Source organism: Clostridium sp. (assembly GCF_050717515.1).
Classification (GTDB): Bacteria; Bacillota; Clostridia; order Clostridiales; family Clostridiaceae; genus Clostridium_AD.
On the sequence record NZ_JBOITL010000032.1, the window covers coordinates 71884 to 85229 of the forward strand.

Sequence of the window (13346 nt, forward strand, 5' to 3'; positions counted from 1 at the left end):
CATATAATATATGCTGTATTAAAAAAAATGCTATTGATGTATTTCCTCTGTATACCAAATCTTTCTTTGCTATTTAAAATTGTAACGGTGCAGCTATAATTATTAATTGAAAAATTTCAATTGAACATTTATTTTCTTATCTTCAATCTCTAAAATAACATAAGAATACCATGGTTCCCGCCGCTTGTAAGAGGGTGAACCGGGATTTATCATAAGGACTTTGTTTTTAGTTATAATCAGTGGTTGATGACTGTGGCCAAAGATGATTATATCTACTTTGTCATCACTAAATTCCGCGTAAGCTCTCTCAAGTGTAGATTTGTCATTACCATGACCGTGGTACAAACCGATTTTATATCCTTCCACAGGTATAATTATTTTTTCTTTTAATAAATCTCTGATGTAGCCCTTATCATTATTTCCCCATACTCCAATAAAGTTTTTATGCTCTCTTAATTTTGATACCACACTAGAGGAGACATAATCACCTGCATGAATTATCATATCAGATTCTCTAGATATATTATCTATGAATTTGAAAAGTTTATCGCTATGTTTTTTTACATGAGTATCAGACAATATTGCAATTTTCATATTCATCACCTTCTAATAGTATATTATGCATATATTATGCTTTGATACACAATTAGTATTTAAGTATAAAATACATTTTCAAATTAATTCCTTTATCATAACATTTTTGGTATGATTATAATATAATATAGTATAGTATAACTAAATAAGAGGGGATGCAAATTAATGTTTATGTTTAACATTATCCAATTTATGGTTCCTGTTATATTTTTGTTAGTATTTGGTATAATTATATTCAGCATAATGAAAGGCATAAGTCAATGGTCAAAGAATAATAAACAACCTGTTTTATCAGTAAAAGCAAAGGCAGTAACTAAAAGGACACATACGACCAGTAATAGTAGCATTAATGATAGTCAGCCGGTCCATAGAAGCACTACATTTTATCATGTAACCTTTGAAGTAGAGAGTGGAGATAGGATGGAATTTCAAATAAGTGGCGGTGAATTTGGCTTATTAGCAGAAGGTGATGTTGGAAAGCTTACATTTCAAGGCACTAGATATAAGAGTTTTGAAAGAGAAGTTTAATATATGTGAGGAGAAAAAATGGGACAAACAGAAGATGTAGTCTATGTTTTGGAGCAATCAGGAATAAATATAAACAACGAGAAATCACTGCACTCATCCATTAAGCAATGGTATGCTATGCCAGGCGACAGATTAGAAGTAAAAGTGGATAAGTATATAATTGATTTAGTAAGGGAAGATTCATTAATAGAAATTCAAACTAGAAATTTCAGTGCCATTGGAAATAAGCTAAGAGCCCTGGTTAAATACAATATGGTTACGCTAGTGCACCCTATAGCTATTGAAAAATATATAGTAACAATGGATGATTCGGCTAAAGTAATTAGTAGAAGAAAATCCCCTAAAAAAGGTAAATTAGTGGATTTGTTTGATGAGTTAATTAGGATACCGGATTTAATAGATGAAGAAAATTTTATACTGGAAATCTTAATGACCAAAGAGGAAGAAATAAGATGTAAGGATGGAAAAGGAAGCTGGAGAAGAAAGGGTATTAGCATTGTGGACAGAAAGTTAGTACAGGTAGTAGAAAAGGTAACGTTTAAAGAAGGAAAAGATTTTTTAATGTTTCTACCAGAAGACCTGCCAGAAAATTTTACAAATAAAGATTTAGCGAAAATATTGAAAGTTACTGTATATAAGACAAGAAAAGTAACTTATTGCTTAAGGAAAATGAAGATTATAAAAGAAGTAGGAAAGCTGCGAAATGAACTCATATTTGAGAGGCAATAAATAAGAGAAATAAATTTTTATTTTTATTTATAATTATATAAATGTAATTAAGCAGGGAAGTATAAAATTTAAACTTTGATATATGTGGAACTATATGATAAATTAGACTTAATATAAAATAGTGAAAAATATATATTATAAAAGATAGAAAGGAAGATATAAGTGAGAAAAAAAAATATAGTTATTGGAGCCTTGCTTGCAGTTGGAGTAGTAGGAGCCTATGAATTTTATAAAAGCAATTTTAAAACTTGTGATTCTAATCTTGGTGAAGTAAATGAAGCAGATAAACAATTTGTATGGACTCTAGAGGGAGAAGGATTGTTTTTTACAAAGCCTGAAGAAGAACCACAAGAGGTAGGTATAAAGGTATACAAAGGTATAAGAATATTAGAATTATATGGAGATGGTAATCTAATAGGTAAATTTAAAATTGCAATAGGGGGAGCTCCTATTGGTGATAAACATATGGAAGGAGATAGAAAAACTCCTGAAGGCAAATATCATATTTGCACAAGAAATGATAAAAGTAAATACACCTTATTTTTAGGACTTGATTATCCGAATGTACAGGATGCTCAAAGAGGACTTCAAAATGGGTTAATAGAGGAACATGCATTTAAAGAAATAAATATTCAAATTGAAAGTGGTAAAAGACCGGATTGGAGTACTGCTTTAGGTGGTACAATAGGCATACATGGTGGGGGAACTCTAGGGGATTGGACCGCTGGATGCATCGCTCTATCAGATGATGATATTAAGATTATTTGGGAATATGCTCAAATGAATACTCTTGTGGAAATCTGTGAATAATTAAAATAATATTTAATTCAAAAGCATAATTAGTATTTTTGTTGAAAGAAAAAACATAACATTAGTAGACATGGGGGTGTTTATTATAAAAAAAACAATAGCAATTGGGGCTATGTGCATTATAATAGGAGTAAGTTTTTTAGGATGCAAAATTAAAACTAACCAGGTTAATGCTGAAAAAGATACAATCATTGTAAAAGAAAATACAACTAGTGCTAAACAAACTAATGTGGATTTGAGTAAGTTTAAAATTGCGGATAAAGAAGATAGCTATAGTTCTACAATGTCAGGATTAAACACTAAAAAAGGCTATGCAAAGTTTTTCTTTCATAAATTTTCAGGTACACGCACAGTAGCTGAGATAAAGAAAAATTGTAGGATTAGTTATAAATCTCATATTGAAAAAGGAAAGTTAGATGTAGTAATTCTAGATTCAGCGGGTAATACTTTAAAGGTATTAGAAGCAAATAAAGAGGAAAACATAGAGTTGAATTTTTCAGATAAAAATGAATATATAATTAAAGCTGTTGGTGATGAAGCTTATAAAGGTGATATAATAATAGAAACAAAATAGTTTGAATTTATTTAAACATAGTAAAAAATATATTTGTAATTAAAGGACTCTATTCAAGAGAAATACAAGGAGTGTGAAATATAATGGATAAGAAAAAAGTCTACATAACAAGAAGAATACCAGATGAGGCTATTGAACTTTTAGAAGAACATTTCCATGTAGAAGTAAATTCGCAAGATAGAGTTTTATTAAGAGAAGAACTTTTAGAAAAGGTAAAAGGTATGGATGCAGTTTTATGTCTTATAACTGATAATATTGATAGTGAGGTTCTTGAGGCAGCTGGCGTTAAGTGTAAGATATTTGCTAATTATGGTGTGGGTTATAATAATATTGATACAGTGGCAGCTACTGAAAGAGGAATAATAATTACAAACACCCCTGGAGTGTTAGATGATGCAACTGCTGACCTTGCATGGACATTGCTGATGGCGGTATCTAGAAGAATAGTGGCAGCAGATAAATTTACAAGAAATGGTGCTTTTCAATGTTGGGATCCTATGATGTTTCTTGGACGGGACATTACTGGTAAGACACTAGGACTTATAGGGGCAGGACGGATTGGATTTAACTTTGCAAAAAAAGCTAAGGCTTTTGATATGAAAATTCTTTACACTGGTCTAAGGCATAATTATAAAATAGAAAATGAATTAGGTGCTATTTATGTGGATAAAGAAACCTTACTTCAGGAAGCGGACTTTGTTTCATTACACGTACCACTTTTACCTTCTACTACTCACTATATTGGTGAGTCAGAATTTTCAATGATGAAAAAAACTTCAGTTATTGTTAATACATCTAGAGGTTCAGTAATTGATGAAAAAGCATTAGTTAAAGCCCTCAAGCAAGGTGAAATATGGGGAGCTGGACTTGATGTATATGAAAATGAACCAGAGATTGAGCAAGAGCTTTTAGATATGTATAATGTTGTTATTGTTCCGCATATTGCGTCAGCTACTATGGAAACCAGAAGGAATATGGGACTAATTGCTGCTAATAATATTATTAAAGTTCTTTCGGGTGAGAATCCTAATACTTGTGTTAATATAGAAGTGTTAAAATAATGTAGATAAAAAGGCACCCCCATTCAGATGAGTGAATAGGAGTGCCTTTGCTTTATTGTCTAATATTGAACCCTAATAAAGTTTTTTTATTTTTGCCCAATGAATTGCTCCAAAAGGAAGGCCATCATTATTTGCCATTCCGACAATCGCTTCATCTACAGCTATTTTCATACCGCCTTATTTTTAAATGATATTAAAATTTATTTTTAATATCTATATAATTGTATATAGAGTATTTTGAAATACCAAAAAAATTTGCTGTTTTATCGCCAGCCTTTGTAATTAAGAAAGCCCCAGCATCATTAAGAAATTGAATAGCTTGTATTTTTTCATCTTTACTCATAAGTGCCACAGGTTTCCCTATTTTTTTTACCGATTCATCTAATAAGTCATCTAGTAGTTGATTTACATTCTGAGGAATGTTACTTACATCTTCAGGATCCTCTTTATGACTAATCATTGAGTCTAAGCAATTTTTAGCTATAGTAAGCTCAGTAATATCATAATTTATAGAAAATATCCCAGTAGGCTTATTTTCACTATCTCGTATATAGATGGTACTTGACTTTAAAACCTTACCATCATGAGTTTTGGTAATATAGTTTAATTTATCTTCCAGTGATGTAGAAACATGTTTTAAAGCATTTAAAACAATCCGGGAAGCGCTAGTACTTGTATCTCTGTGTGTAACATGACCATTTTCAATAAATATAATTGGGTAATCTACATGGTCAGATGATATGTCATGAATAACTACTTCACAATTTCGTCCAAATTGAGTTGAAATACCTTTTGCTAATCTTTTTAGAAAATCTAAACTACAATCGTTTTCCATACAAAACCTCACAATTCATATTATAAAGTGTAAAATTAAAGAAACTTACAAATATTACATGAATTAAGTATATCAATGTTTATTTTTAAAATCAACATAATATATGAAAAAAAATTTTAATTTACAAAATTTTTTTAATGCTATGAAGAAAAAATTGATAAAACATTCTGTAAACTTTATTGACTTTTATTTTCTTAAATGGTAATCTGATGAAATAAAGCACCATAAAGGAGAATGTTTTGCTATGAAATCAAGTAAAACCAAAAGTTTAATACAGGTAGCTACAGGTAGAAAAAAAGCAGATTTAGTCATTGAAAATTGCAATGTTGTAAATGTTTTTTCACAGGAGATAATATATGGTAAGCTAGCCATTAGTCAGGGTATATTTGTTGGTATTGGTGATTATGAAGCTACAGAGGTAATTGACGGTGAAGGGAAATATATAGTTCCGGGTTTAATTGATTCCCATGTTCATATAGAGTCATCTATGGGTTCACCATATCAATTTGCAAGAGCTGTACTACCAAGGGGGACCACCACTGTTATTTCTGATTGTCATGAAATAGCTAATGTTAAAGGTCTTGAGGGTATAAAGTACATGATTGAGTCTAGTGAAAATCTTCCTCTTGATGTGTATATAATGCTACCATCTTGTGTTCCAGCTACCATATTTGAAACATCAGGTGCAATATTAGAAGCAGAAGATTTAGAAGAACTTATGCAACATGAAAGAGTATTGGGCCTTGGGGAACTAATGAACTATCAAGGCGTTGTTTTTACAGATGAAGGCATCATGAAAAAACTACAACTTACTGATAAATATCATAAAATAGTAGATGGCCATGGGCCTATTATAAAAGAAAAAGAGTTAAATGCCTATGCATTATCCGGTGTTAAAACAGACCATGAATGTATGAACCATAAAGAGGTATTAGACAGACTTAGGAATGGCATTTATATTGCAGTAAGAGAGGGCTCAGCGGCAAAGAATTTACTGGATTTAGTTGGTGCTGTAAATCCCTTTAATGAGCGTAGATTTACCTTTTGTACGGATGACAGGCATCCTAAGGATATTTTACATGAGGGTCATATAGACAATAACATTCGACTTGCTATAAGAGCGGGGGTTAGTCCTATAACTGCAATTAGAATGGGCACATTAAATTCAGCAGAATGTTACGGTCTTAAAAATCTTGGTGCTATTGCTCCTGGTTATATAGCAGATTTTATAATAGTTGATAATTTGACGGACTTTAATGTGTTAAAAACTTTTAAAAAAGGTAAACACATAGCGGATGATTGGTATAAGTCTATAAAGGAAGATAAAAAACTTTTAGAAATTGTATCCAACAGTGTTAGTATAAAAGAGTTTACAGAGGAGGATTTAAAAATAAAATTATCTTCCGAATCTGCAAAAGTAATTAAAATTATGGATCACAGTCTTTTTACAGAGAATGTAACTAGGGCAGTGAATGTAGATGAAAATGGATACTACATATATAATGAAGCAGTTGATGTTTTACCTATTTATGTATTTGAAAGACATAGTGGAACCGGTAATATTGGTAAAGGTTTAATTGAAGGATATGGTCTAAAGAATGGAGCTATTGCCTCGACTATAGCGCATGATTCACATAACTTGGTGGTTATAGGTGATAGTCCAATGAATGTTAAAATAGCTGTCAAAAAGATAATAGAAATTGGTGGAGGCCTGGTAATTGTAAAAAATGGAGAGGTAAAAGGTTGTTTACCTTTAGATATTGGAGGGATTATGTCTAGTAGTGATTTAGAGACTGTATCAAAAGGTCATGAAGAACTTAATAAAATTGCCATGGAGGAATTGGGTATTAATGATAATGTAAATGCTTTTATGACCTTAGCATTTATGGCATTACCAGTTATTCCAAAACTTAAGATTACTGATAAAGGCTTATTTGATGTTATAAAATTTGAACTTACCAGTTTATAAGCATATACATAATTTTAAATTTCTGAATTAACTCTCTTGGCTGCTGAAATTAGGTATACCTAATTTAAAAAAAATTGCAAAATTAAAAAAAAATTGCAAAACAATATTGACTTACTTTTTTGTAATGATATACTAAATTTATATTTATGTACTAATTTCATTACATTTAGATGCTATTATTAGAAGAGTAGGTTAGGAGAGAATTATGAAAAATTCAATATTTTTGAAAAATATTAAATATCTTGTAACATGTGACGATAATGAAAATTTATTTGAAAATATAAATATGTATATTGAAAATGGTGAAATTAAATATATTGGAAAAAATCTTAAGGTGGCCGATGAGATTATAGATGCAACAGATATGGTAGTGTATCCAGGGCTTATTAATACACATCATCATCTTTATCAGATTTTTAGTAGAAATATTCCAGAGGTTCAAAATATGGAATTATTTCCATGGTTAAAATATTTATATGAAATCTGGAAAAATGTAAACAGTGATGTTATTATGCACAGTTCCCTTTGTGGAATGGGGGAACTTTTAAAAACGGGTTGTACAACCTGTTTTGACCATCACTATGTATTTCCTGAAAATCAAAATAATCTCATTGAAGCCCAATTTGAGGCGGCGCAAATACTTGGTATGAGAATGTATGCATCTAGAGGAAGTATGTCCCTAAGTGTTAAAGATGGTGGGCTTCCACCAGATACTGTGGTTCAGTCTGTTGATGAGATTTTAAAAGACAGTGAAAGGTTAGTGAAAAAATTTCATGATAAAAATCGTTTTTCTATGAGGCAAGTTGCACTTGCTCCTTGTTCACCATTCAGTGTTACGGGAACTTTAATGAGCGAATCAGCAGTGCTTGCTAGAAAACTGGGGGTTAGACTCCACACACATCTTGCAGAAACAGTGGACGAGGAAAACTTTACTTTAGAAAAATTTAATATGAGACCTCTGGAGTATATGGAAAGCTTGGGATGGGTAGGTCCTGATGTGTGGTTTGCACACGGTATTCACTTTAACGATGATGAATTGAAAACACTTGCAAGGACTGGCACAGGTGTTACCCATTGTCCCGTATCTAACATGAAATTGTCATCAGGGATTGCAGAGATTCCCAAAATGTTAAAGCTTAATGTGCCTGTTGGGCTTGGGGTTGACGGAAGTGCAAGCAATGACGGCTCAAACATGCTTGAAGAGATGAGAGTTGCATTTTTACTCCATAGATTAAACTCAGGTAAAAGTGCACCCACAGGATATGACATACTTAAAATAGCAACTAAAGGCAGTGCAAGAGTTCTTGGACGTGATGATATTGGAAAGTTATCTGTTGGAATGGCAGCAGATTTATTTATGATAAATCTTAACCGATTGGAGCTTGTAGGTGCGGGTCTTGACCCTAAAGCTTTACTTAGTACTGTTGGCTTTAAAGGTAATGTGGATTATACAATTGTAAACGGTAAGATTGTTGTGAAAGATGGTAAACTTATAAATATTGATGAAGAAAAAATCTATAATGAAAGCCATGCTGTGGCAAAAAGATTTATACAAGGAGGCATAAAATGAGTATAGGAAAAAGTATTAATAGGGTTGATGCTTTTGATAAGGTAACTGGGCGTGCACAATTTACAGATGATTTTAAATTAAATAATGCGCTTGTTGCTAAAGTTCTTCATAGTACTATTGCAAGTGGAGAGGTTAAAACCATTGATATTTCGGAGGCTATGAAACTTAAGGGAGTTGTGAAAATTGTAACTTGCTTTGATGTTCCTGATATTCAATATCCAACAGCAGGGCATCCATATTCACTAGATCCTGCCCATATGGATATTGCAGATAGGAAATTACTAAATAAAATAGTTCGATATTATGGTGACGATATAGCAGCTGTAGTTGCTACAGATAGTGTAACTGCCGCAAGAGCTATTAATCTTATAAAAGTTGAATACGAGGAATATGAGCCTATAATTTCTATTGATGCTGCTTTAAAAGAAGGAGCAAATAGGATTCATGAGGAGTATCCAGGAAACATCCTTGCACACACAAGCTATGAAATTGGTAATTATGATAATGCTATAAAAGAAGAAGGACTTATTGTTTTTGAAGGAGAGTATGAACTTTCTCCTGTTAAACATTGTCATCTTGAAAATCCAATATCCTATGCCTATGCTGAGGGTAAAAGGTTAGTAGTGGTAACATCAACTCAAATTCCTCATATTGTACGACGTGTAATTGGGCAAGCTCTTGGTATTGATTGGGGTAAAATAAGAGTTATTAAACCATATATAGGTGGAGGATTTGGAAATAAACAAGAGGTTCTTTATGAGCCACTTAATGCTTATTTATGTAAGGTTATTGGCGGAAGATGTGTTAAACTTGATATTTCAAGAGAAGAAGATTTTGTAAATACTCGTCTGCGTACTGCTATGAAAATTAAAATTAAAAGTTATGTGAGAGCAAATGGACGATTTGTTGCAAGAAAGTTAGAAATGTATGGTAACAAAGGGGCTTATGCATCCCATGGTCATAGTGTGACAAATAAATCAGGTCATGCATTTAAACAGATATATCAAGATGAAGTAGCAACTAAAGGTGATATGTACTCAGTTTATACAAATATGCCTGCCTCTGGTGCTATGCGTGCTTATGGTATACCACAAATTACTTTTGCTCTTGAATCTCATGTTGATGATGTAGCAAGTAAATTGGGTCTAGATAAGATTGAAATGAGAAAACTTAATGCTATGAAATTAGGATTTGTTGATAATCAGGTTAAATGTAATAGTAATGGCCTAGCAGAATGCATTGAGAAAGGTAGAAAATATATTGATTGGGATAATAAACTTATAGAGTACCAAAATCAAACAGGGCCTGTAAGGCGTGGTGTTGGTATGGCAATATTTAGTTATGCGGTAGGCGTTTTCCCAATATCACTGGAAACAGCAGCTTGTAGGATTGTACTTAATCAAGATGGATCTGTTCAGGTTCAAATGGGTGCCACAGAGATAGGTCAAGGAGCAGATACGGTATTTGCACAAATGGTATCAGAGGTTCTTGATATTCCTATTGAAAACGTACACACAATTTCAACTCAAGATACTGATATTACACCCTTTGACACCGGTGCTTATGCATCCAGACAATCTTATGTATCAGGTATGGCTGCTAAAAAAGCCGCTATGGAACTTAAAGAAAAAATAATAGAACATGCAAATTTTATGTTAAGACTTCCTATAGGGAATATTGATCTTAAAGATAATAATATTATAAATAGTGAAACAGGTGAAATTTTAGCTTCACTTAAAGAAGTTTCTATGCATGCACTTTATAATACTGAAAAATCCGTTCACATTACATCGGAGGTAACAAATCAATGCAAATCAAATACATTTGCATTTGGAGTATGTTTTGCTGAGGTTGAAGTTGATATCCCTGTGGGTAAAATTAAAGTTATTAAGGTTATTAATGTTCATGATAGTGGCACAATTCTTAATCCTGCACTTGCTGCAGCACAGGTACATGGTGGCATGAGCATGAGTTTGGGTTATGGTTTAACTGAGCAACTTTTATTTGATGAAAAGACAGGTAGAATGCTCAATGATAATCTACTTGATTATAAGCTTCCAACTACTATGGATACACCACATTTGGAAGCACAGTTTGTGGAAACTTACGATGTGTCAGGACCTTTTGGTAACAAGGCACTAGGAGAACCACCTGCAATTCCAGTTGCACCTGCAATTAGAAATGCGGTACTGTGTGCCACAGGAGTTAATTTTAATACTGCACCTTTAACGCCACAAAGACTTGTAGAAAAATTTAAACAGGAAAATTTAATATAAAGGTAGAGGTGAAATAACAATGTATGATATAGAAAAAATATATCAAGCAACTTCAGTTAAAGATGCAATAGAGCATCTTGCAGCTGATCCTAAATCCATAATTATTGCAGGCGGAAGTGATGTACTTATAAGCATTCGTCATGGCAAGCTTGCAGGGTGCTCCCTTGTTAGTATTTATGGACTGGAGGAACTAAGAGGAATAACACTTGGTGAAGATGGCAGTATAAAGATAGGTGCCATTACAAGTTTTTCACATATAACAAAAAATCCTATTATTCAAAAATATATTCCAGTACTTGGGGAAGCTGTTGATGATATAGGAGGGCCACAATTAAGAAACATTGGAACAATTGGAGGAAACATTTCAAATGGAGTTACAAGTGCGGATAGTGCATCCACGTTATTTGCTCTGAATGCTAAGCTTCAAATTGAAGGGCCCAATGGTCTTCGAGTTATTCCTATTTCAGAATACTATGTAGGTCCAGGAAAAGTTAGTTTGAAAAATGGTGAATTACTTACAGCTATCTATATTACAAAAGAAAATTATGAGAATTTTACAGGTAATTATATTAAATATGCTATGCGTAATGCAATGGATATTGCAACCCTTGGATGTAGTGTAACTTGCAAACTTAGTAAAGAAAAAGATACTATTGAAGATGTACATCTTGCTTTCGGTGTTGCAGGACCTATTCCTATGAGATGCCGCAGGGCTGAAGAAGCTATAAAGGGAATGAAAATTTCTGAGGAGATGTTCAATATTTTTGCAGAGGTTGCAAAAAGCGAAGTTAACCCTCGTTCTTCTTGGCGTGCATCTAAAGACTTTCGTCTTCAGCTTGTATGCGAACTCAGCAAACGGGCTTTAAAGGAGTCAATAAGAAAATCAGGAGGCGTAATCAATGGCTAATGGAATTTTAAAATGCACAGTAAATGGTGAACCTAAAGAAATTATGATAGATGATAGAGAGTCGCTTACGGATGTTCTAAGAAATCAGCTAGGCCTTACAAGTGTTAAAAAAGGTTGCGAGGTTGGAGAATGTGGAGCTTGTACTGTTCTTATTGATGGTGAAGCATTTGATTCTTGTATTTATCTTGCAATTTGGGCAGAAGGTAAAGAAATTCGTACAGTTGAGGGACTTATGGACGCTGATGGGAATATATCAGATATTCAAGAAGCATTTATTGACGAAGCAGCTGTTCAATGCGGGTTCTGTACATGTGGAGCTATTATGTCATCCATACCTGTTCTTGAAGACAGTAAGGAGTATACAAAAGAAGAAATTAAAAAAGAGCTTTCTGGTAATCTTTGCCGTTGCACAGGTTATGAAAATATATTAAATGCTGTAGAAAAAACTAAAAAGCATCGTTGTAAAGATTGTAAAAATTAAGAATTATAATGAAATGCTTTGTATAATAAATTGATATAATTAACAGAAATAAAAAAACAATTCGCTTTATCTAATAATGCGAATTGTTTTTTTTTTATTATATAGGAAACAGCTTGCGGAAACCGCTGTGGATAACATTCTAGCTAACAAATAGTTAGAAAAAAAGGATAAATATGAGAAGATTAAATCATGAAAAAAATAAGATTACTATAAAACAAATATTTGAAGATAATTATCCAAAGTTTTGGAAAATGAATAAAGAAAAGTATCCTAAAAAAATGAGAGAACACATGAATATCGAAGGAATGAAAATGATAAGATGCGGGGATATTGCTTTATGTTTTGTGGCATATATATGCTTTAATGTTTAGAAGTATTTAAAGTAGGATTTACATGCAAAAGTAGATTTTGCAGTAAATGCAGTAAAAAATATATAAATGAATGGGTAGAGAAACAAGTGAGTAAAATTTTAGATGTACCACATAGACATTGTGTATTTACAATACCTGCTGAGTACAGGAAATATTTTTTTTGGAATAGAGAGAATCTGAAAGACATGGTGCATAAGGTTATAAATGAGTTTGCAAATGGTGTAAACCGTAAAAATAGAGAAGATTATCAGAAAAAGAAAAGGAGTAAAAAGGGAGGAGTACTTTGGCAAATTGGAATGATTGGAGTAGTGCATACATTTAGAAGGAACATAGGATTTAACCCGCAGTGGTTCCAGAAATAAAAACAAGGGGTAAGTATAAGGAAAATATAACTATATATTATAAAACTTTTAATTTTAGTCAATATATAGTAAAATTAAAACAGATAGAATTACAATGACTTACACTTTAATGATATCACATCGATTAGGAATAACAAGATATGCTGATAAAATTATAGTGTTACAGAAGTGGAGAATTGTAGAGCAAGGTAGCCATGATAAACTTATGGCATTAAATGGAGTGTACAAGAGGATGTATTTAGCGCAAGCCAATTGGTATGTATAAGATATTTATAATCA

The 13346-nt window shown here is 32.4% G+C and carries 15 protein-coding genes; 13 read left to right on the forward strand and 2 right to left on the reverse strand.

Features of this window, described 5'->3' with window-relative positions; translation table 11 throughout:
• Positions 1-102 precede the first annotated feature (102 nt).
• A complete protein-coding gene (locus tag ACREV6_RS16395) occupies positions 103-600 on the reverse strand; it encodes a metallophosphoesterase family protein (protein WP_431579115.1) in 498 nt (165 codons plus the stop codon).
• Positions 601-759: 159 nt separating this feature from the next.
• Between ACREV6_RS16395 and ACREV6_RS16400 the strand changes: the two genes are divergently transcribed.
• The 5 genes from ACREV6_RS16400 (at position 760) to ACREV6_RS16420 (ending at position 4296) form a co-directional block, all read left to right on the forward strand.
• Positions 760-1122, forward strand: coding sequence for a DUF2500 domain-containing protein (locus tag ACREV6_RS16400; RefSeq protein ID WP_431579116.1), 363 nt, complete (start codon positions 760-762; stop codon positions 1120-1122).
• An 18-nt stretch (positions 1123-1140) separates the two neighbouring features.
• A complete protein-coding gene (locus tag ACREV6_RS16405; RefSeq protein ID WP_431579117.1) occupies positions 1141-1851 on the forward strand; it encodes a DUF8091 domain-containing protein in 711 nt (236 codons plus the stop codon).
• A gap of 162 nt (positions 1852-2013) precedes the next feature.
• The gene (locus ACREV6_RS16410; RefSeq protein WP_431579118.1) at positions 2014-2661 is read left to right on the forward strand and encodes a L,D-transpeptidase family protein; all 648 of its coding nucleotides are present in this window, start codon (positions 2014-2016) and stop codon (positions 2659-2661) included.
• A 76-nt stretch (positions 2662-2737) separates the two neighbouring features.
• Positions 2738-3235 carry a hypothetical protein gene (locus ACREV6_RS16415; RefSeq protein WP_431579119.1) on the forward strand — a complete coding sequence of 166 codons (498 nt, stop codon included), beginning with the start codon at positions 2738-2740 and terminating at the stop codon, positions 3233-3235.
• An 83-nt stretch (positions 3236-3318) separates the two neighbouring features.
• Positions 3319-4296, forward strand: coding sequence for a 2-hydroxyacid dehydrogenase (locus ACREV6_RS16420; RefSeq protein WP_431579120.1), 978 nt, complete (start codon positions 3319-3321; stop codon positions 4294-4296).
• A gap of 193 nt (positions 4297-4489) precedes the next feature.
• On the opposite strand, the gene ACREV6_RS16425 is transcribed toward ACREV6_RS16420, so the two are convergent.
• Positions 4490-5131 (reverse strand): helix-turn-helix transcriptional regulator, encoded by a 642-nt coding sequence (locus tag ACREV6_RS16425; protein ID WP_431579121.1) that lies wholly within the window; start codon positions 5129-5131, stop codon positions 4490-4492.
• A gap of 244 nt (positions 5132-5375) precedes the next feature.
• Here ACREV6_RS16425 and ade point away from each other — a divergent pair, with 244 nt between their 5' ends.
• From ade to ACREV6_RS16465, 8 genes are all read left to right on the forward strand, one after another.
• Positions 5376-7100 carry an adenine deaminase gene (gene ade / locus ACREV6_RS16430; RefSeq protein ID WP_431579122.1) on the forward strand — a complete coding sequence of 575 codons (1725 nt, stop codon included), beginning with the start codon at positions 5376-5378 and terminating at the stop codon, positions 7098-7100.
• A gap of 205 nt (positions 7101-7305) precedes the next feature.
• Positions 7306-8670 (forward strand): 8-oxoguanine deaminase, encoded by a 1365-nt coding sequence (locus tag ACREV6_RS16435; RefSeq protein WP_431579123.1) that lies wholly within the window; start codon positions 7306-7308, stop codon positions 8668-8670.
• Entirely contained in the window at positions 8667-10946 is a 2280-nt protein-coding gene (gene xdhA, locus ACREV6_RS16440; protein WP_431579124.1) for a xanthine dehydrogenase subunit XdhA, read from the forward strand. Before ACREV6_RS16435 ends, xdhA begins: the two co-directional genes overlap by 4 nt.
• 19 nt (positions 10947-10965) lie before the next feature.
• The gene (gene xdhB / locus ACREV6_RS16445; RefSeq protein ID WP_431579125.1) at positions 10966-11853 is read left to right on the forward strand and encodes a xanthine dehydrogenase subunit XdhB; all 888 of its coding nucleotides are present in this window, start codon (positions 10966-10968) and stop codon (positions 11851-11853) included.
• A complete protein-coding gene (gene xdhC, locus ACREV6_RS16450) occupies positions 11846-12334 on the forward strand; it encodes a xanthine dehydrogenase subunit XdhC (RefSeq protein WP_431579126.1) in 489 nt (162 codons plus the stop codon). The genes xdhB and xdhC overlap by 8 nt, the downstream gene beginning before the upstream one ends.
• A gap of 173 nt (positions 12335-12507) precedes the next feature.
• A complete protein-coding gene (locus tag ACREV6_RS16455; RefSeq protein ID WP_431579127.1) occupies positions 12508-12705 on the forward strand; it encodes a hypothetical protein in 198 nt (65 codons plus the stop codon).
• An 86-nt stretch (positions 12706-12791) separates the two neighbouring features.
• Positions 12792-13067, forward strand: coding sequence for a hypothetical protein (locus ACREV6_RS16460; protein ID WP_431579128.1), 276 nt, complete (start codon positions 12792-12794; stop codon positions 13065-13067).
• Positions 13068-13176: 109 nt separating this feature from the next.
• Positions 13177-13332: a hypothetical protein gene (locus ACREV6_RS16465; RefSeq protein ID WP_431579129.1), complete on the forward strand. Its 156-nt coding sequence runs from the start codon at positions 13177-13179 to the stop codon at positions 13330-13332.
• Positions 13333-13346: the final 14 nt, after the last annotated feature.